The sequence below is a fragment of the Gammaproteobacteria bacterium genome (assembly GCA_021648145.1).
Classification (GTDB): domain Bacteria; phylum Pseudomonadota; class Gammaproteobacteria; order JAADGQ01; family JAADGQ01; genus S141-38.
This window is the reverse complement of sequence record JAKITI010000002.1, coordinates 60519-81273: the sequence shown is the minus strand read 5'-3', so window position 1 is coordinate 81273 and position 20755 is coordinate 60519. Positions and strand designations below refer to the sequence as shown.

At 40.7% G+C, this 20755-nt stretch carries 24 protein-coding genes and 2 pseudogenes; 1 reads left to right on the top strand and 25 read right to left on the bottom strand.

The window, feature by feature from the left end:
• Positions 1 to 82: 82 nt before the first annotated feature.
• Positions 83 to 1834 (top strand): EAL domain-containing protein, encoded by a 1752-nt coding sequence (locus L3J70_01590; GenBank protein ID MCF6235062.1) that lies wholly within the window; start codon positions 83 to 85, stop codon positions 1832 to 1834.
• A 35-nt stretch (positions 1835 to 1869) separates the two neighbouring features.
• Here L3J70_01590 and L3J70_01585 read toward each other — a convergent pair whose 3' ends face one another.
• From L3J70_01585 to rplX, 25 genes and pseudogenes are all read right to left on the bottom strand, one after another.
• Entirely contained in the window at positions 1870 to 2751 is an 882-nt protein-coding gene (locus L3J70_01585) for a diguanylate cyclase (GenBank protein ID MCF6235061.1), read from the bottom strand.
• Positions 2752 to 2830: 79 nt separating this feature from the next.
• The gene (locus tag L3J70_01580) at positions 2831 to 3862 is read right to left on the bottom strand and encodes a chemotaxis response regulator protein-glutamate methylesterase (protein ID MCF6235060.1); all 1032 of its coding nucleotides are present in this window, start codon (positions 3860 to 3862) and stop codon (positions 2831 to 2833) included.
• Positions 3859 to 6651 (bottom strand): hybrid sensor histidine kinase/response regulator, encoded by a 2793-nt coding sequence (locus L3J70_01575; GenBank protein MCF6235059.1) that lies wholly within the window; start codon positions 6649 to 6651, stop codon positions 3859 to 3861. Before L3J70_01575 ends, L3J70_01580 begins: the two co-directional genes overlap by 4 nt.
• 4 nt (positions 6652 to 6655) lie before the next feature.
• The gene (locus L3J70_01570) at positions 6656 to 7372 is read right to left on the bottom strand and encodes a chemotaxis protein CheW (protein ID MCF6235058.1); all 717 of its coding nucleotides are present in this window, start codon (positions 7370 to 7372) and stop codon (positions 6656 to 6658) included.
• Positions 7369 to 8607, bottom strand: coding sequence for a hypothetical protein (locus L3J70_01565; protein MCF6235057.1), 1239 nt, complete (start codon positions 8605 to 8607; stop codon positions 7369 to 7371). Before L3J70_01565 ends, L3J70_01570 begins: the two co-directional genes overlap by 4 nt.
• A gap of 12 nt (positions 8608 to 8619) precedes the next feature.
• Positions 8620 to 9108 carry a chemotaxis protein CheW gene (locus L3J70_01560; protein MCF6235056.1) on the bottom strand — a complete coding sequence of 163 codons (489 nt, stop codon included), beginning with the start codon at positions 9106 to 9108 and terminating at the stop codon, positions 8620 to 8622.
• 5 nt (positions 9109 to 9113) lie between these two features.
• Positions 9114 to 10112: pseudogene (locus tag L3J70_01555) on the bottom strand (methyl-accepting chemotaxis protein).
• Between the two features lie 114 nt (positions 10113 to 10226).
• A pseudogene (locus tag L3J70_01550) lies at positions 10227 to 10532 on the bottom strand (HAMP domain-containing protein).
• A gap of 787 nt (positions 10533 to 11319) precedes the next feature.
• The gene (locus tag L3J70_01545; protein ID MCF6235055.1) at positions 11320 to 12063 is read right to left on the bottom strand and encodes a DsbC family protein; all 744 of its coding nucleotides are present in this window, start codon (positions 12061 to 12063) and stop codon (positions 11320 to 11322) included.
• A 25-nt stretch (positions 12064 to 12088) separates the two neighbouring features.
• A complete protein-coding gene (gene xerD, locus L3J70_01540) occupies positions 12089 to 12973 on the bottom strand; it encodes a site-specific tyrosine recombinase XerD (protein MCF6235054.1) in 885 nt (294 codons plus the stop codon).
• A gap of 28 nt (positions 12974 to 13001) precedes the next feature.
• The gene (gene rplQ / locus L3J70_01535) at positions 13002 to 13382 is read right to left on the bottom strand and encodes a 50S ribosomal protein L17 (GenBank protein MCF6235053.1); all 381 of its coding nucleotides are present in this window, start codon (positions 13380 to 13382) and stop codon (positions 13002 to 13004) included.
• 181 nt (positions 13383 to 13563) lie between these two features.
• The gene (rpoA, locus tag L3J70_01530; protein MCF6235052.1) at positions 13564 to 14547 is read right to left on the bottom strand and encodes a DNA-directed RNA polymerase subunit alpha; all 984 of its coding nucleotides are present in this window, start codon (positions 14545 to 14547) and stop codon (positions 13564 to 13566) included.
• 76 nt (positions 14548 to 14623) lie between these two features.
• Positions 14624 to 15016 carry a 30S ribosomal protein S11 gene (rpsK, locus tag L3J70_01525; protein ID MCF6235051.1) on the bottom strand — a complete coding sequence of 131 codons (393 nt, stop codon included), beginning with the start codon at positions 15014 to 15016 and terminating at the stop codon, positions 14624 to 14626.
• Between the two features lie 67 nt (positions 15017 to 15083).
• Positions 15084 to 15440, bottom strand: coding sequence for a 30S ribosomal protein S13 (gene rpsM / locus L3J70_01520; protein ID MCF6235050.1), 357 nt, complete (start codon positions 15438 to 15440; stop codon positions 15084 to 15086).
• Positions 15441 to 15525: 85 nt separating this feature from the next.
• Positions 15526 to 15639, bottom strand: a complete 114-nt coding sequence (rpmJ, locus tag L3J70_01515; protein MCF6235049.1) for a 50S ribosomal protein L36 — start codon at positions 15637 to 15639, stop codon at positions 15526 to 15528.
• A 68-nt stretch (positions 15640 to 15707) separates the two neighbouring features.
• Positions 15708 to 17027: a preprotein translocase subunit SecY gene (gene secY / locus L3J70_01510; protein MCF6235048.1), complete on the bottom strand. Its 1320-nt coding sequence runs from the start codon at positions 17025 to 17027 to the stop codon at positions 15708 to 15710.
• Entirely contained in the window at positions 17028 to 17462 is a 435-nt protein-coding gene (gene rplO / locus L3J70_01505) for a 50S ribosomal protein L15 (protein ID MCF6235047.1), read from the bottom strand.
• Positions 17462 to 17647: a 50S ribosomal protein L30 gene (rpmD, locus tag L3J70_01500; protein ID MCF6235046.1), complete on the bottom strand. Its 186-nt coding sequence runs from the start codon at positions 17645 to 17647 to the stop codon at positions 17462 to 17464. Before rpmD ends, rplO begins: the two co-directional genes overlap by 1 nt.
• A gap of 5 nt (positions 17648 to 17652) precedes the next feature.
• On the bottom strand, positions 17653 to 18156 hold the full coding sequence (gene rpsE, locus L3J70_01495; protein MCF6235045.1) for a 30S ribosomal protein S5: 504 nt from the start codon (positions 18154 to 18156) through the stop codon (positions 17653 to 17655).
• A 15-nt stretch (positions 18157 to 18171) separates the two neighbouring features.
• Positions 18172 to 18525, bottom strand: coding sequence for a 50S ribosomal protein L18 (gene rplR / locus L3J70_01490; GenBank protein MCF6235044.1), 354 nt, complete (start codon positions 18523 to 18525; stop codon positions 18172 to 18174).
• A gap of 25 nt (positions 18526 to 18550) precedes the next feature.
• Positions 18551 to 19081 (bottom strand): 50S ribosomal protein L6, encoded by a 531-nt coding sequence (rplF, locus tag L3J70_01485; GenBank protein ID MCF6235043.1) that lies wholly within the window; start codon positions 19079 to 19081, stop codon positions 18551 to 18553.
• Between the two features lie 14 nt (positions 19082 to 19095).
• Positions 19096 to 19488: a 30S ribosomal protein S8 gene (gene rpsH, locus L3J70_01480; GenBank protein MCF6235042.1), complete on the bottom strand. Its 393-nt coding sequence runs from the start codon at positions 19486 to 19488 to the stop codon at positions 19096 to 19098.
• A 74-nt stretch (positions 19489 to 19562) separates the two neighbouring features.
• Entirely contained in the window at positions 19563 to 19868 is a 306-nt protein-coding gene (rpsN, locus tag L3J70_01475) for a 30S ribosomal protein S14 (GenBank protein MCF6235041.1), read from the bottom strand.
• Between the two features lie 10 nt (positions 19869 to 19878).
• Positions 19879 to 20418: a 50S ribosomal protein L5 gene (rplE, locus tag L3J70_01470; GenBank protein MCF6235040.1), complete on the bottom strand. Its 540-nt coding sequence runs from the start codon at positions 20416 to 20418 to the stop codon at positions 19879 to 19881.
• Positions 20419 to 20432: 14 nt separating this feature from the next.
• Complete coding sequence (gene rplX / locus L3J70_01465; GenBank protein ID MCF6235039.1) at positions 20433 to 20750, bottom strand: 50S ribosomal protein L24; 318 nt, start codon at positions 20748 to 20750, stop codon at positions 20433 to 20435.
• Positions 20751 to 20755: the final 5 nt, after the last annotated feature.

Here is a 20755-nt window from a genome sequence, read left to right as displayed (position 1 = left end):
CCTTTGTCGATACTCCTCTTGACGGAACACTCAAGAAACAAAAGTGCATATACCAATGCAGCAGCCCCCGAAGGAGACCCCCTTGAGCGAAGAAAACATGCAGCTCATACTTGATTCAACTGACAAAGGAATCATCTCTATTGATGCGACTGGAAAATGTACCTTTGCTAATAAGTCTGCACAAAAAATGCTGGAACGCACAGAAGATGAACTTTTAGGAAAAGAGATCATTAAATTAATGTGCCAGGAAAAACCGGATGGTCAATGCCTTCCACTTCATGAATCACGTATTTCCAGCCTATTTTTAAGCGGACAAGGGTGCACCGTTGATGATGAACAAATGTACCGTGAAAATGGCTCCTCATTTCCCGTGGAGTACTCATCCTACCCTATAAAGAATAGTGGTAATATTGAGGGCGCAGTTATAACATTCAGTGATATCAGTGAAAGAAAGCGAGCTGAAAATCGCCTGTATCATTTGGCCAATTATGATGATCTCACCGAGCTCCCGAACCGCAACCTTTTTATGGACAGGCTACACCAGGCCATCACCCGATCCAAAAGAGACAATAAACAGATGGCTCTCGTAGTCATTGATTTAGATCAATTTAAAAAAATCAATGAGACTTTGGGTCATGAAGCAGGTGATCAGGTACTTCAAGAAGTCAGCTTGCGACTCTCCGACTGCCTTAGAAAATGTGATTCTATTGCACGTCTATCAAGTGATATATTTGCAATAACATTGGAGAGTATTGGCAAAGCAGACGATATTCATCAGATCGTAAAAAAATTACTTGAAAATATAAGTAAGCCTTTCAATCTAACGCACCATGAAATATACATCACGAGCAGTGCGGGAATCAGCATATATCCGACCGATGGAACAGAGCTCTCTATATTGCAGCGTAATGCCGAAGCTGCGATGTATAAAGCAAAAGAAGAGGGGCGAAATAGCTATCAATTTTACAAAATAGAGATGAATGAAAAGTCCTATCAGAGAATGATGCTCGAAAATAGCTTAAGACTTGCATTAGATAAGAATGAATTTTTACTCCATTATCAACCACAAGTTGATCTGAGTGATGGAAAAATCTTTGGGGCTGAAGCTCTATTACGATGGCAACACCCTAAACTTGGCCTTGTCTCTCCGGCAGATTTTATCCCGACCCTTGAAGAGACTGATTTAATTATTCCAGTGGGTGAGTGGGTATTAAAAACAGCATGTAATCAACTTAAAGATTGGCAAAGCAGTGGGTCGTTTCAAAATTTGCGTATTTCAGTCAACCTGTCAAGCCGCCAGTTTGTTAGGCCTGGCATAGTGGATACGATAAAACAAGTCGTGCAAAAAGCAGGTATAAAACCTCATCTGCTAGAGATTGAGATTACCGAAAGTACGATCATGCATAACATTCAAACAACCATTGACTCTTTAAAAGCAATCAGTGCAATGGGGGTCAGAGTTGCAATTGACGATTTTGGCATTGGTTATTCGTCTCTGGCTTATTTAAAACGTTTTCCCATCGATACATTAAAAATAGACCGTGCTTTTATACGTGACCTCACCATTGACTCCGACGATGAAGCCATTACTTCATTGATTGTTGCCATGGCTCGCAGTTTGAAACTTGATGTGATTGCTGAAGGTGTAGAAACCAATAATCAACTGTTATTTTTGAAAAATACAGGGTGCGACCATATCCAAGGTTTTTTATTCAGCAAGCCACTGCCGGAAAGTCAATTTAGAAAACTTCTTCAAGATGGCCGACGTTTATCATTTGAAGTTGAAACCAAGGAAGAGGGTCACCAGAAAAAGGATTTCTGCCCCGTTTTTTAAAAGCCAATATTGCTTTCTGTATTTAGCAATACAGATTATTTTGCCAAACAATACCGATTACGCCCCGACTCCTTAGCTTCATACAGTGCGTTATCTGCCAGCTTAATTAATTCATCAGGTACACTATCAGTAGGCAGCACTCCAGCAACACCCAAGCTAATTGACACATAATTGGCCGTTGCCGAATAATTATGCGGCAAAGCTAAATTTTCCACTTTTTGGCGTAATTTTTCTGCAATCAAGCCTGCCCCTTGAATATCAGTATTGGGCAATACAACCACAAATTCTTCACCACCATAGCGTGCAACCATATCTCCAGGTCGCCCCACAACCTCGGCCAGCGCACTGGCCACTTGACGCAAACAATCATCCCCTCCTTGATGCCCATAGTGATCGTTATACCCCTTAAAATGATCAATATCGATCATGACCAGTCCAATATTTGTTTTATCACGAATGGCACGATCCCACTCTTTTTGTAAAAATAGATCAAAGCTGCGGCGATTAGATATACCTGTCAAACCATCTTCTAATGATATTCGCTCTAACTCAGCATTTTTTTCTTTTAACTCTTTATGCACCACATCTAATGCTTGATGTGCCATATAGCTACGTGAATGAGCTCGAATCCGAGCAATCAATTCAATTTTTTCAGGGGGTTTAACCAGGTAGTCTGCCGCGCTGTTTTCAAAAGCCTCACTTTTTATTTTTGGGTCTTCTTTACTCGAAAGAACAATCACCGGCACTTTTGATGTCGCCGGGCTTTTATTTAGAAGACGTAACAGCGTCATACCATCAATATCTGGCATCACCAAATCCTGTAGAATGACTGTCGGCTGGTATTTTTCAGCAGCATTGATCGCATCCGTTGAATCCTGACAGTAATGAAAATCAATATCACTCTCTTCTGCCAGCATACGCCTGATACCTTCTGCAACAATCAGTTGGTCATCCACTAAAAAAACTCGCGGCCCAGGCACCTTCTCTTGCGTATTGTTATCCACCATTGCTCCTTTTCATTAATGCCGAACTAATCATTTCAACAGGCAATACATCTACAGCAGCCCCTGCTTCGATAGCCGCTTTTGGCATACCATACACAGCGCTACTCTCACGATTTTGTGCAATCGTATAACAACCTCTTTTACGTAAATTCAACAAACCTTTCGCACCATCCTGTCCCATGCCGGTGAGTAATACACCCACTAATTCTGATCTCCAATTTTTGACAACACTATTAAATAAAATATCGACTGATGGCCGATAAACTTCATCAACAGGCTCCGCCCTGTAACTGAGCTTACCCGCCGCTGTCATAATCATATGATCACCTGTTCCCGCAATCAAAACTGTTCCTGACATTGGAATATCACCACATTTTGCCAGCCGAACATGAACTTTACATTGTGAATCTAACCAACGTGCCAGGTCGCCCGCAAACTGAGCATCAACATGCTGAACCACTAAAATTGAAGCGTTATAGTTTTCAGGCAAGTCCGACAATATTTCCAACAATGCCTGTGGCCCTCCCGAAGATGCACCAATGACAATTAATGGAGAAAGATTATTAACTCTGGAGCCATCAAACTTTTCTGTAACGACTCGGGCTGGGTTCGCTTGAAGCGTATCTTTTGCATTGATCAAGACTTGAAGTGTTGCAATTTTTTTTAATAGATCATCTCGCCCTTGCCCATCACCATTCAAACCAAGCTCAGGCGTATTCACCGCATCCAAAGCTCCAGCTCCCATCGCTTCAAAGACTTGCGCCGAATGATGGTGTACTGAACTTGTTACCACTAAAATTGGACAGGGTGAATACTGCATAATTTTACGTGTTGCCTGAACCCCATCCATAACAGGCATGATTAAATCCATCAGAATCAGGTCTGGACAATTTTTTTGACATCGCTCGACTGCTTCAGCCCCATCATATGCCACCCATGCCACTTCATATTTTCCCGAAAAATTTAATACCCGACGTAAACTTTCCACCGCCATTTTCATATCATTGACGATGGCAATTCTCATACTGTCGCCTCACCAATGAGATCCAGAACCGCTTCTTGCAAGCTGTGATCATGAAAACTCCCTTTAGTCAGATAGTAGTCAGCACCCGCCTCCAGACCACGAAGCCGATCTTCTTCTCGATCTTTGTAAGAGACTACAATCACTGGAATATGAGCAGTGTTGGGGTTTCCTTTGATATATTTTACAAATTCAATACCATCCATTCTTGGCATATCAATGTCGGTGATGACCAAGTCGTAGCTGCCTTGGTTTACCATGTTCCAGCCATCCATACCATCTACAGCAACATCGACACGGTAGCCTGATGCAAGCAACAGGTTACGTTCAACTTCCCGCACTGTAATCGAATCATCAACAACTAAAACATGCTTAATTAGATGCTCATCTGCCTCTCTATTTCTACGCTCTGAGGAGATGGCACTGACTTGCCCACCATTAACAATCTTATTAATAGAGCACAACATATCATCTACATCCACGATCAAAACCGGGGAACCATCCTCCATTAATGCGGCAGCACTGATGTCTTTTATTTTTTTGAGTTGGCTGGGCATCTGCTGCACCACCAAATCCCGCTTTCCAATAAAACTATCGACAACTAATCCGTAAATACTCTTCTTTTCGCCTAAAACAACAACTGAAACCGTCTCTTGATTCGATATTAAATCACCCGGCAATTCAAGTAGCTGTGCCATAGAGATAACACCCACAGATCGCCCCTCTATATTGATAAATTGATGCCCTTCAATTTTTTCAATAGCGCTTTTATCCTTCTTGAATATCTGTTTTATACGCGCCAATGGAAAAGCATATGGCTCTTCTGAGACATAAGCAAGCAAACATGGAATCACCGACAGTGTCAGTGGAAGCTGCATATGAAAGCGTGTTCCTTCTCCTAAACGTGATGAAACACGAATTTGCCCCCGCATTTTTTGAACGACTTCATGAACCACGTCCATGCCAACACCACGGCCAGAAATTTCTGTGACATCCTGCTTGGTTGAAAAGCCGGGTAGAAACAGAAAATCATACAATTCAGTTTCTGATAGGTTTTTGGCCATGCTTTCATCGACCATTCCCTTCTGTAAAACTTTTGCACGTAAACTTTCGATATCAATTCCACCCCCATCATCCTCAATGACGATGGATAACATTCCCGCCTGATGAAATGCCGAAAGCCGTACAACTCCTTTTTCAGGCTTTCCTGATGCTTTTCGTACCTCGGGCATTTCAATACCGTGATCAACCGCATTACGTAACAAATGATTCAGGGGCGCTTCAATTTTTTCAAGAATATCCCGATCCAGTTTTGTGGCTTTTCCTTCTATTTCCAAGTTAACTGATTTATTTAATGAACGAGCAACATCACGCACCATGCGTGGAAATCCTTCCACACCATCAGAGAATGGACGCATACGACTTGTTACAACAGCCTGATGCAATCGGCTAGAAAGGTTAGTCGCATGTCGGTCGTACTCTTCCATTGCAGCAATCCGATCTGCTAACTCTCTGCGACACACCGCTTCTCTGCTTTGGATATCACGCAACAACTCATAAATTTCTTCATCATTCGTCGTATTACTCACCACACTCCACAACATATCAAGACGCTGGGCTAACCTGACATGGTGTTGTTTCAACCTGGACATAGACTCAACATAAGGTCGTAACCAGCGTGCTCGCACAATTGACTCGCCTGTTAACCCCATGAGCCGGTTAATTTGTGCAGTGCTCACCCGTAGCACAGAGGTGACCTCCTCTGCTTCTTCATCCACCACTTCAGGTGGAGGGGGATTTATTTTTTTTGGTAAAGAGTGTAGCTGCTTTACCTCTTGATCAGGCTCTCTTTTTTCAGGCTTGGCTTGAATAAGTCCAGGTGAATGACTCTGCTCCTCACTAACAAGCTTTTGCCTGACACTCTGCAAAGAAAGCAGCAGTGTCTCATACTCACTTTTATTATTATCCAGCCATTTATTTTCAGGTGTTTGAAGGTGCATAGTGAGGGCATCAATACTTTTAAATAAAACATCAATATCTTCAACAACCAGAGTAGCACCGCCCTCCTGTAAGGCTACAAAACAATCTTCCATCAGATGTGCGATATCAACGACTTCATTTAAACCCACCATGCGTGCAGCACCCTTTAAAGAGTGTGCTGCACGCATCAAAGCCTCTAAACACTTAGATGATGACTGCCCTTGCTCCAACTCTAGCAAACCACTACTTAATATACGGGAGTGCTCTTCAACTTCTAACTGGAACAACTCCAGCATTGATGCATCGCTCAGGCTAAGCTCATTCGGTAATGAATTAGGTTCGGAGTCAGGTGTTTCAAAGGGTTGTATTGACTCTAGGGCAACCCTCTCCTCCAGCATTTCACCCTTTTTTACCATCAATGCTCTTAAGCAAACCATCAGTTCATCATACTCACTCTGATGCTCAACCACCCATTTGTCTGCTGGGATTTTTGACTCTGAAATCTGGCTAATAAGGTCAATGCCATTTAATAAGAGGTCAATATCCTTTTCATCCAGGTTCACCTCGCCTGACTGAACGGCTACAAAACAGTCTTCCATTAGATGAGCAACATCAACAACCTCATTAATTCCAACCATACGAGCCGCTCCTTTAATAGAGTGCGCCGCTCGCATCAAAGATTCCAGACATTCAGAGGATGGTTCCCCTTGCTCCAACTCCAGCAAACCATTACTAATATCGGGTGCATGTTGCTCCACTTCCTGACGGAACAGGTCTAACATGGAAGAATTATGTAACTCTTCTTCATGCATTAGACTAACGCACCTCTTTTTTCAGTGAGTTCAATAGCTTTTGGCCATCAAGACAACCAACATGAAATATATTTTTGCCTCCTGTTTCACTATGCAAATCCAGCATTCCTTTGAGATAACTTGAAGCACAGTATGTCGCTGTTGAAGGGGCGTGATATATTTCTGAGGGCGCGTAGTGATAAATGCCTTTAATCTCACTGACAGGAAATACATATTGTCCCTCGTCACCGGAAAAAACAATGAATCGTTTATATACCTTTTTTTCACTTACTTCCGCTCTTTCTTGCTTATCTATTCCTAATAAGCGCCCGAGTGAAATGCATATCAATAGTTCCCCATGCACATTCACCAGCCCTTTCAAACTACCATACCTTCTATGTGGTAGTGTATGCACTTTACGCATACAAATAACCTCTTTAAAAAATATTGTCGGCAATGATAACCACTCATATCCCAAGCGAAAAATAACAATAGATTCTGTTTTATAGTCCTCAGTTTCATGCTCTTTAGCAATTACTTTTTGCAACTCATCCAGATAACCGCTGGGGGGCTCGCGCTCCAATAAATGGCGGCCAGCCTTAGAGTAAACCTTACAATTCCTACAATGAATTACCTTTTTTAACTCTGAACAACGTTGTTTTTCTCTACCCCATATACCAATATGGTTCCAACAATCATTCACTTTTTTTTCTATTTTTTCCATATTGGATTGCTGAGTCATACTTTTTTCTCAGCAATACGTGTCGCACGCGAGCGGTACACTTTAGCCGCTGTAGAATCACCCCGTCGCTCCGCATAAATAGCCAAATAAGTGAGTGCCTCATAATGCTTTGGATTTAAATAGAGTGTTTTACAAAATAGATCGTGTGCTTTAGCCCACAGCCCTTCCACATCAAGAATCACCCCCATTAAATAATGAGCAGAGATAGAAACACTGTTTTTTTCTAAAAATTGCTGACATAATATTTTTGCTTCATGCAGCTCACCTTGATCGGCTAATTTCTGAATACTCTCGATAACCTCCTCATCCTCAAGCACATACGCACCCTTTATTTTTTTTATCTGTAATTTTTCAGCTTTCCTCAGTGATGCAAACGAATTTTTATATGAGTTATTGGAAGGAAATTTTTGGATCGTCGGAGTTACAGGTTTTAATTTAATGGGTTCTTGTTTATAAAAAGCAAAAGCACTGGGGTAAGAAACCGGGGTAAAGGGTTGATTCATTAACGCACTAACATCTGCATAACCAACAAACAACACGCCATTATCAATTAATAGTTGACTGAGATGATTAACAACCTTTTTTTTAGTTTTATCATCAAAGTAGATCAATAGATTTCGGCAAAAAACAATGTCATAACGGCCTGATTTTTTGATGAAATCATCATCAAGAACATTGCCGTAATTGAATGAAACAGCATTTTTTACAGCATCATCCAATTGATAGCTGCTCACTACTTTTTTAAAGTAGTGCTGATACTGATTAATAACATTTCCACGAAAAGAGTGCTGCGAATAGTGACCTTTTTCTGCATAATCTAAAACCCCTGTATTAATATCCACAGCATCAATTGAAAACTGATGCGGCTTCATACCACACCCTAGTAGCGTCATCGCGACAGAGTATGGCTCTTCTCCTGTCGCACATGGAATATTTAATATGCGTAATTTCTTTTTTCTCTCCGCTGTAAGCCATTGATTATGGATAAATCTTTTCAAAAAATTAAAGGGTATATCATCGCGAAAAAACCAGGTTTCAGGCACCATTGTTTCGTTAATCAGCAGCTGTAATTCATCTATTGACTTACTAATAAATGAATAATAATCAGAAACATCAATAATAGAGCACTCTTCCATACGCCGCTTAATATTGGTTTTTATTGACTCTGAACCAATAGAGGCACTATGTAATCCTGTTTTGTCTTTTAATAGTGTTTCTATTAATTTATAAATCATCTAGATTAACTATCATTCTAAAGTTTCATGAAGCAATAAAGTATGTGATTGTAAAATTTTAGATTTCCATTGGTCTGGCATCAAATTTTCGAGATTAACCAATTGAATGATCTCTTTATCATTCATCACAACCTGATTCAAAAATGACCTGTCTGCCATATCAATTTTAGAATTCACCAAGGACTTTTCATCAATGTGAATCGCCTCCGTCACACCCTCCGCAAGTACCCCTAACAAAATAGATTCCGCGCCCTCTTCTTTTTTCGAGTGCATCAAATCAACAACAATAATTCTAGAGCCTAAATAGATAGAAACAGGTTGCTGTAGATACAAGTAGTTAATATCAACAACCGTGACAGGGGTTCCATGAAAGTTCAATAGCCCTGCAATGTAATCAGGGCTACAAGGAATTTCTTTAACCGCAACGGGCGGAATGACTTTAACCACATGGGAGACATCAATACCATAACGTTCATTACCGATCGTAATCAGTAAAAGCATCACAGCTAATTCGCCTCTGATTCTTTTGTATGAATACTTAATACTTTAAATTGGCTCACACCCTGTTGCAAGCCCTGCGCAGCATCATTCAAATGATCAATTGATGAGTTAGACTGATGAAGTGATTCAACGGTTTGTTGGGCCGCACTGCTTAACTGCACGATGGCTTGCTTAATCTGCTCAGCCCCTTGGGCCTGAAATTGCATCCCCTCATGCACACTTTCAAATCTTGGACTCAACGCTTGAACTTGTTCAATAATTTGCGTTAGATCTTGCCCTACATGGCTTACAACTTCGACGCTGTTTTGTACCTCTTTTGAAAATTTATCCACACTCATAACGCCTGCAGAAACGGCAGTTTGAACTTCTTTCACCATCTGCTCAATATCTAGAGTGGCTCCAGCAGTTTGGTCAGCCAACCGCCGAATTTCAGTTGCTACAACTGCAAAACCCACACCATATTCACCTGCTTTTTCTGCTTCAATTGCGGCATTGAGGGATAACAGGTTTGTTTGATCGGCTACTTTAGTAATTGTGGTAACAACGGTGTTAATGTTATTCGCTTTTTCATTTAGCACTTCTAGTTTATTTGCAATTGTCCCTGAGGCATTAACGACTTGGCGCATTGTCTCTTCCATTTTAGCCAACCCCTCTTGTCCACTACTTGCGGCCGTTGCAGTTTGCTCCGAAACAGAAGAGACTTCATCCATAGTTAAAACAAGATCTTTGTTTGTTGCTGAAATTTCTGTTGCTGTCGCAACAATTTCATTAATCGTCGCGGCCTGCTCAGTGAGTGTTGCCTCTTGCTGTTTAGCCGTTGCGGCTATTTGTGTTGCCGATGAAGTCACTTTAATTCCAGATTGCTGCACCTGTGTCACCAATGCATTCAAACGATCAACCATACGCTGAACACCCATCGCTAACTGGCCAATACTATCCGTTCCATTGACCGTTATTTTTCCAGTCAAATCGCCTTCTGCTGCTTTTGTAACAACATCCAATATTGCTCCGACTTTTTCTTTTAGCTCTTCAACTGCGGTACGCCTTTCATCCATCAATGTACGCAAATTGCCCAACATGGCTTCCAGCCCTGCACCTAATTCACCAATAGCACCTTCCCGTGATATAGAAACAGATGTCTCTAAATCACCTTTAGCGGCTCTGCTCACTACTTTAAGCAATACATCAACTTTATGGCGTAACTCTTGTGCAACTTCTTGTTCACGTTTGAAACTATCATTTAATTTGTCGGACATGGCATTCAAAGCCAAACCAAGCCGCCCGACTTCATCAGAGCTCGTCACAATGGCTCTGGCACTATTATCTCCATTGGCACGACGTTTAACGACTTTAATTAAATTTGAAAGAGGCTCTGAAATCCAGCGGCGTAATAAAAAATTGGCCAAAAACAAACCTAAAACCATCAATAGTAAATTTGCAAACGCTGCAGTCCACATCTCCTGAGTCACTTTTTCATCAATATCAGCAAGTGAATAGCTCACTCTAACTAATCCATTCACAGTACCAGTAGGTACGTTATGGCAAGCCAGGCAATTGGTGTCACCATCACTTGTGGCTCGAATAGGTGTCAAGACGGTTAGCACACGGCCACTATTACGATGCTCCGTGAACATAATTTCTTCACCCAACAGTCCGCGCCGATCATACTCATCGACAGGATGTTCTTCTGGTAAACCAGGGCCATACTGATCAATGATCGTTTGACCACGCACAACTCGAGCTTCTAAAACATCAGGGTCTTGCAGGATTTTTTTACGCAAAATAGAACGTTGATCCATGGTGTCGGTCAACATCATGGTATTTAAACTATCGAAATAAAAATTTGAAATGCTTTTTGTATGATCAGTCACTAACTCCAATACACGCTCTTCCGTACGCTGCATCGTAAAAATAGTCACTAACATAACAACACTGACAAAAATTAATGTCACAATTAGGTTGATTTTCGTACGTACTGAAAAGCGACCTATTATTGAGGATACCCCTGCCATAAAGCCTATTGCACTCCTATCCTTGGTGTAGATTAAAATTAAATTATCAAGGCATAGAGCGGCAAGTCGCTCATTTTCTTTAAGCTTTATACAGGTGATAGAACAAGAGGGAATTTAAATGACGCGGCATAAAAAATCTCACTGCAGTGAAAACAAGCTGCAGCGAGACTGTTATTAAGTAGATTTTCGGTAAGAAGTTTTATTTAACAGCAGCTGCACTCATTTCCAATACTTTATATAACCGCTCGGCAGGTACATAACCTGGAATAAAAGTCCCATCAGATAAAACCATACTTGGTGTACCACGCACACCGACCACCTCTCCTAATTCCATGTGCTTTTTCACTGGGTGATTGTCACAGTTATTAGTTTCAAGTTTTTTACCTAATTTTGCAGCTGTCATTGCTGATTTACGATCATCAGCACACCAGACAGTAACAGATTTCAAATAAGATTCAGTCCCTACGCCAGAGCGAGGGTAGGCCAGATAACGGACAGCAATACCCAATTTATTATAATCATCCATCTCTCTATGCAGCTTTCGGCAATAACCACAATCAATATCTGTAAAAATAGTGACCGTATGCTTGGTTTTTTCAGGCGCGAAAATAATCATCTCATCTTCTTTTATGTTAGCAATTAATTTAGCTCTGGACTTTTCACGACGAGTTTCTGTCAAATTACTCATTTGATTTAGATCAATCAAATCACCTTGAAACATAAAGTTTCCATCGCCGGAAATGTACATTATTTCAGAGCCGACCTCGACTTCATAAATTCCTGAAACTGGGGATTCTGTAATAGCATCAGCACTCAAACCAGGTGAAAATTTATTCAGAGCGCTGTTAATTTTTTTTATTTCGTTTGTTTCTGCTGCAAAAAGTATTGATGACCCAGCAACAAGTGAAAAAATAATCAGGCAACTCAAAAGCTGTTTATACATAGCACTCTCTCTTCGTTTATATTTATTAGCCGCGCGGATGATGTTGGACATAAAATTTTTTTATACGTTCACTGGAAATATGTGTATAAATCTGTGTCGTTGAAAGCGTACTATGCCCAAGCAACATCTGCAACACACGCAAATCTGCACCGTGATTCAATAGATGAGTCGCAAAACTATGACGCAGTGTATGTGGTGATATTGTTTTAGAGATACCCGCTTGCAGTGCATAATTTTTAATTAAGACCCAAAATTCTTGGCGCGATACACGGGTTCCACGTTTTGTCACAAAAATATTTTCCGATCTATTTTTCTTTAATAATTGTGGGCGTACTTCTTTGAGATAGTGGTCAACACGATTAACCGCCTCTTCACCAATCGGCACAAGACGTTCTTTGGCTCCTTTACCATTAATACGCAAAACTCCTTGATGTAAATTACAATTAGCAACATTCAGCGTTACAAGCTCTGTCACACGTAAACCACCCGCATACATCAACTCAATCATTGCTTGATCCCTTATGCCGATTAAGTCATGTTCATCTGGAGCCGCAAGTAATTTTTCTACTTCTTGTTCTGTCAAAACCTTAGGTAATAACGGACTTATTTTTGGCAAAACAAGATGCAGACTTGGGTCTGTAGTAATCACAGACTCTCGTAATAAATATTGATAGAAACGTCGAAGAGTTGTGATGAGTCGCGCAGTACTACGAGCACTCTTTCCGCATTTTAGACATTCATTTAAATAGCTCAGTAAAGTCGCTTTATCTGCATATTCAATTGCAGTTCCTTTTTTTTCAAGCCAGCCTGAAAAAGACCTTAGATCTGAATGATAGGAATCTATCGTATTTTCACTCAAACCACACTCCAGCCAGAGCATCTCCAAAAAATTACTTAGCATTACTGACATAAAAAAACGGGCGGTGCCCGTTTTTTTATTACTCTTCTGCTACTTCAGCAACTGGCCTGTCTACCAGCTCCACTATGGCCATCGGTGCTTTATCTCCAGCTCGATACCCACATTTCAAGATTCTTAAATAACCCCCAGGCCGATCTTTATAACGAGGCCCCAACTCGTTGAAAAGCTTGGCTACTATTTCTTTATCTCTTAAACGAGAGAAAGCTAACCTTCTTTTTGCAACATTATCTTCTTTGGCCATTGTAATCAATGGCTCAACAACACGACGAAGCTCTTTTGCTTTTGGTAAAGTTGTTTTAATCATTTCATGCTGCATAATAGAAACAGCCATATTTTTGTACATAGCTTTTCTATGGCTACTATTTCGGCCTAACTGCCGAGCACTTTTCCGATGTCGCATCGATATACCCTTCTTATCTTCTAGTTCCGTAAATATTCATATCACCCCTGAAATCCGCCATTTCTGCGTTAAAAAATGATCGTTTACACCACATCTGTAAATTCACATTTTTCGCCTTGAACTGGCGACTTTTAGAGGCAACCTGAACAGTTACATATTAATGCTGAATTTCAAAATTTAATTAATCGTATAAACCAGCAGGTGGCCAATTTTCTAAGCGCATCCCCAAGGATAGCTCATGCCTTGCTAAAACATCTTTAATCTCTGTAAGTGATTTTTTTCCAAGATTAGGTGTTTTAAGCAGTTCAACTTCAGTTCGCTGAATCAGATCACCGATATAAAAAATATTTTCTGCTTTCAAACAATTTGCTGAACGTACCGTTAACTCAAGGTCATCTATTGATCTCAATAGTGTTTGATCAACCTCGGATTGTTCAACTTCTGGCTCTTCTTCAGGCTGAACTTTCAAATCAACAAATGCTGACAATTGCTCATGAAGAATGGAAGCAGATTGCCTAATCGCTTCTTCGGGGTCAATACTGCCATTAGTTTCAATGTCAATAATCAATTTATCTAAATCAGTACGCTGATCAACACGAGTACTTTCAACCACATAGCTCACTTTTTTAATAGGTGCAAAGGTTGCATCCAAAGGAAGCTTTCCTAATTTCTGACTAGACTCTTCATCTGTAGTAATAATATTACTAGCCCGATATCCACGACCACGCTCAACTTTTAACTTCATATTGAGCTCGCCTTCCTTAGTAAGGCGAGCAATCACAAGTTCAGGATTGATGATTTCAACATCGTGTGGCAATTCAATATCACCAGCCAAAACAGAACCCTCCCCTTTTTTAGAAAGAGTCAATTCAATCTCATCACGTCCATGCATACGAATAGAAAGGCACTTTAAGTTAAGAAGAATATCAATAGTATCTTCTTGAACACCTTCTTTTGCAGTGTATTCATGTAAAACACCTTCGATTTCTACTTCTGTCACAGCACAACCGTGCATAGATGACAGTAATATCCGCCTAAGAGCGTTACCTAATGTATAACCAAAACCACGTTCAAGTGGTTCAAGTGTAATTTTAGCGTGATATTTATCTTTAACCTTAACATCGACTACGTTAGGCCTAAGAAAATCTGACACTGAGCTCTGCATGAAAATGCCTCATCAAAGTGAAAATTTATTCCAATAAATAATATAAAGAGAGAACTCTATATATCAAACTCGTAAACTATACTCTACGTTTTTTGGGTGGTCGACATCCATTATGTGGGATCGGAGTCACATCATTAATACTGCCAATATTAAAGCCTGCAGCATTAAGCGAACGCACAGCTGAATCACGACCTGGCCCAGGACCTTTAACCATAACATCAAGGTTTTTCATACCACACTCTTTCGCGGCAATCGCTGCTTTTTCAGCAGCAACCTGTGCAGCAAATGGAGTACTCTTACGTGAGCCTCTAAAACCACAACCACCCGCAGTAGCCCACGACAGCGCATTACCCTGACGATCAGTAATTGTTACTATGGTATTATTAAATGTCGCGTGGATGTGCGCTATACCATCAGCAACATTCCTTTTCACCTTCTTTTTAGACCGACTTGAAGTGGCTTTTGCCATAACTCTTTACCTATATCAAACAAACAATATTAATGAAAAACTTATAAAACTTTTAAGACGACTACGCCTATCTCTTAATGGGTTTACGCGGCCCTTTACGAGTACGAGCATTCGTACGAGTACGTTGACCTCGCAATGGTAAACCACGACGATGACGCAGTCCTCGATAGCAACCAAGATCCATTAATCGTTTAATATTCATGGAAACTTCCCGACGTAGGTCACCCTCCACCAAAAACTTGGCGACTTCATCACGTAGACTAGAAACTTGATCATCTGTCAACTCTTTAACTTTACTAGCAGGATTAACGCCAGTTACATCACATATACTCTGCGCACGAGTCGACCCTATACCATAAATAGAACGCAGTGCAATGACTGTGTGTTTATGTGTAGGGATGTTAATACCGGCAATACGAGCCATCCAAAAATCTCCAATCTTTTGTATATTGCACCAAAAAACGGGCAATACTACATATGTAACCTTTAATAATCAATACGAAAAAGAATTAACCTTGACGCTGCTTATGTTTTGCTTCTTTGCAAATTATTCTAACAATACCTTTGCGTCGAACAACTTTGCAATTTCGACACATTTTTTTAACTGATGCACGCACTTTCATGAGTCACGACCCTTAAACATTCGAAAAATAAATAAAAATTAATGGAGCGAGTAATAACAAATAATGGCTTACTTAGTACCGCCCTTAAGATTTGCTTTCTTCATAAGCCCCTCATATTGATGAGACATCAAATGTGATTGAACCTGAGCAATAAAGTCCATCACTACAACTACGATAATCAAAAGAGACGTGCCACCAAAATAAAATGGTACATTCCAATAAACAATTAAAAACTCAGGAAGTAGACATACTGCTGTAATATAGATTGCACCGATCGTTGTCAATCGAGTCATGATAGTATCAATATAACGTGTGGTTTGAACTCCAGGGCGTATCCCTGGAATAAAAGCACCTGAACGTTTCAAATTATCCGCAGTATCTTTAGGATTAAAAACTAGAGCCGTATAAAAAAAGCAAAAGAAAATAATCGCTGTAGCATATGCCAAAACATAAACGGGCTGACCTGGGGACATCAATGTAGCAATATCTTGCAGCCACTCCATTCCTGAACTAGTACCAAACCAACCGGCTATTGTTGCAGGAAAAAGAATAATGCTAGATGCAAAGATGGGAGGTATCACACCCGCCATGTTTACTTTTAGAGGTAGGTGACTTGTATGGCCGCCATATACTTTACGCCCCTGTTGGCGCTTTGCATAATTAACAGTAATACGCCGCTGACCACGCTCTACAAAAACAACAAAGCCTGTTACACCCAACGCTAAAGCAAAAAGAAAAATAACTAACAACGCACTCATTTCGCCCGTACTACTTAACTCCAGAGTCCCACCAATCGCTGAAGGCAACCCTGCGACTATACCCGCAAAGATGATAATCGAAATACCATTACCTATCCCTCTTTCAGTCACTTGTTCACCAAGCCACATCAAAAAAATCGTACCACTCACAAGAGTCATGACTGTAATAAAGCGAAAAGCCAGCCCAGGATCTATAACTAAAGGGCTTCCACCATAAGACTGACCCTCCAATGCAATAGATATACCTATTCCCTGAAATGTAGCAAGCACTACCGTTCCATAACGCGTGTACTGACTAATTTTCTTGCGGCCTGACTCACCTTCTTTCTTTAACTGCTCAAACTTCGGATAAACAGCTGTTAAAAGCTGCATAATAATTGAAGCCGATATGTAGGGCATGATTCCAAGTGCAAAAATTGCAACTCGCTCAAGTGCCCCACCGGAAAACATGTTAAACATATCAAGAATTGAACCACGCTGCTGATCAAACAAAGCAGCCAATGCAACAGGGTCAATTCCTGGAACGGGAATAAATGTACCTATGCGATAAACTAAAATCGCACCAATAACAAAAAATATCCGACGCCTAAGCTCGGTCATTTTTCCCATAGATGGCAAGGCAGTTCCCATTTAAACCTCTATCTTCCCGCCAGCCGCTTCAATTGCCGCTCTGGCTCCTTTGGTAACAGACAAACCTCTCAATACTACTGGTTTTGTAATTTCACCAGAGAGAATGACTTTTACACGTTTAATTTTGTTTGAAATAATATTAGCTTTTTTCAGAGATTGAATATCAGCCACACCACCGTCAACCTTCTCAAGTTCGTGAAGGCAAACCTCATCAACACTAAAACCTACTCGCGATGTAAAGCCGAACTTAGGCAAGCGACGTTGCAAAGGCATTTGACCACCTTCAAAACCAACCTTATGAAACCCACCAGAACGAGAACGCTGACCTTTATGACCACGACCACATGTCTTGCCACTACCAGAGCCAATTCCACGACCTACGCGTTTGGAAGATTTATTACTACCTAATGCTGGCTTGATTGTATTTAAGTACATTATTTACCCTCAATTTTAAGCATATAGGAGATTTTATTAATCATTCCACGATTACAAGCGGTATCTTCTACTTCAACAGTTTGATGCATACGACGAATCCCTAAGCCACGAGCGCAAGCTTTATGAGAAGGTAATCGTTTAGCCAAGCTACGAACCAGCGTAACGCCGAGTGTATTCTTTGACATGACTTTTACTCCAGAATATCTTCAATAGATTTATTACGTTTAAGCGCCACGGACTCAACATCCATCATCTCTTCCAAGCCACGAATTGTTGCACGTACAACATTTATTTGACTCGTCGAGCCGATACTTTTGGCAAGAACATCTTTAACACCGAGCACCTCAAAGACTGCACGCATCGCACCACCTGCAATAATTCCAGTACCTTCTGAGGCAGGCTGCATAAACACTTTTGTAGCGCCATAGTGTGCAGTAATAGCATATTGCAATGTACTACCTTTAAGGCTAATTGTTTTCAAGTTGCGGCGAGCATCTTCCATTGCTTTTTGAATTGCAGCAGGAACCTCTCTGGCTTTACCTCGCCCAATACCAACCCGACCCTCACCATCACCAACCACAGTCAGTGCAGAAAAACCGAATTGACGACCACCTTTAACAACTTTAGCAACCCGCCTGATATTAACTAGTTTCTCTACCAGCCCGTCGGATACTTGAGAATTTACATTCGCCATTACTTAATACGCCCTTTAAATTTTCAAACCATGCTCACGTGCAGCTTCTGCAAGCGCTTGAACACGACCATGATATCTATAACCAGAGCGATCAAACGCAACACGTTCAATCCCAGCTGATTTTGCACGCTCTGCAATGATCTTACCGATCAATGCTGCCGCATCAACATTACCACCAGAAGAAATGCTTTCTTTCACGTCCTTATCAAGGCTTGATGCCGATGCCAGCACCTCTGATCCAGAAGGAGCAATAATTTGGGCATATATATGACGAGGTGTACGATTAACACACAAACGGTGCATGCCAAGCGCTTTTATTTTAGCGCGCCCTCGGCGAGACCGGCGTATACGAGAAGTTTTCTTATTCACTACAACCCCTTAATTTTCTCTTGGCTTATTTTTTCTTGGCTTCTTTTCTAACAATGGTTTCGTCTGAATAACGAACCCCTTTTCCTTTATATGGCTCAGGCGGTCTGTAACTTCTTATATCTGCTGCAACCTGCCCAACTTTCTGTTTATCCGAACCTTTGATCAAAATTTCAGTCTGACTTGGCGTTTCAACAACAATTCCTTCTGGAATCATATATTCAACTGGATGAGAAAAACCTAAAGACAAACTCAGCTGCTTTCCTTTAGATTGTGCACGATAACCAACCCCAACCAGTTCTAATTTCTTCTCAAACCCAGATGTCACCCCTACAACCATATTATTCAATAAAGAGCGAGTTGTAGCGACTATAGCTAAACCTGATGAAGGATTTTTGGGAGCGAACTTTAACACATTCCCATCCTGCAAAACATCTACAGAATGATGAATATTAAAAACTAACTCGCCTTTAGGGCCTTTAACAGTCACTTCACTATCTTTTAATACCACTTGAACACCGGCAGGGATGTTAACTGGACTTTTTGCAATTCTGGACATCTTGTTTTTACCTGCTATGAAACATAACACAAAACTTCACCACCGAGACCGGCAGCACGAGCAGATTTATCTGTCATAACCCCACCAGAGGTAGAGACAATAGCGACCCCTAAACCAGACATCACTTTAGGAATTTCACTTTTGCCTTTATAAATCCGTAAACCTGGTTTACTAACACGATCAATACTCGCAATAACCGGCCTGCCTTCATAGTATTTCAATATCAGCTTCAAAGTCGGCTTAGCCTCTTCGGTTACACTAAAGCTCTCAATGTAACCTTCTTCAATAAGCACCTTAGCAATCGCTTTCTTTATTTTTGAAGATGGCATGCTGGTCTCAATTTTTTGAGCCATATGCGCATTACGAATACGCGTAAGCATGTCCGCAATTGGATCGGTCATAGTCATTTTAATAAACCCTACGTTATCTCTACTCTCTATATTTTGAGAATTACAACAATCATTAATTATCTTTGAAAGTTTTACCAACTACTTTTAACAAGCCCTGGAACATCACCACGCATTGCAGCTTCGCGAAGTTTATTTCGTGCCAAACCAAATTTACGATAGAATCCATGCGGCCTACCACTGACACGACAGCGATTACGCATACGTACCGAACTTGAATCACGCGGTAAAGAGTGGAATTTTCGATATGCATCTGAACGCTCTTCTTCAGTCAAAGACTCATCAAACATACGCGACTTTAACTCGGCACGCTTAACTGCAAATTTTTTAACTGTTTTACTGCGCTTAACCTCTCGGTTAACCATTGAAACCTTAGCCATTTTTTAACCTCTAGTTTTTCAATGGGAAGTTAAACGCTTCAAGTAAAGCCCTTCCCTCTTCATCATTTTTAGCCGACGTTGTGATGCAGATATCCATGCCTCGCAAAGTATCAATTTTGTCATAATCAATCTCTGGAAACATAATTTGCTCACGAACACCCATACTGTAATTTCCTCTACCATCAAAAGATTTTGGATTTAAACCACGAAAATCACGAATCCTAGGAATAGAAACATTAACTAAACGATCGACAAATTCATACATACGTTCGCGCCGCAATGTTACTTTGCAACCTATAGGTATATCGTCTCTTATTTTAAAGCTGGCAACAGATTTTCGAGACTTACAAATAACCGGTTTTTGTCCAGATATTTGAGTCATATCATCAACCGCACCTATCATGGCTTTTTTATCACCCACTGCTTCACCTACACCCATATTCAGAGTGACCTTAGTGATTTTTGGAACTTCCATAATATTTTTATATTTAAACTGCTCCATTAACTTTGGAACAATCGTTTCTAAATAGTAATTTTTTAATCTTGCCATCATGTTACCTGCAATTAGACATCAACGACTTCACCGTTGGATTTAAAGTAACGAACTTTTCGCCCATCATCCAGCAATTTAAAGCCGACTCTATCAGCTTTATTTGTTCCAGGATTAATGAGTGCAATATTAGAGAGCTGAATAGGCATCTCTTTATGAATAATACCACCAGGCTGCTCAGCATTAGGATTCGGTTTAGTATGGCGCTTTGCCATATTAATCCCCTCCACGATAGCTCGACCATCCGGAGCGACACTGAGCACCGTACCCCGCTGACCTTTATCCTTACCTGCAAGGATAATTACATCATCATTTTTCTTAATTTTACGCATTACTA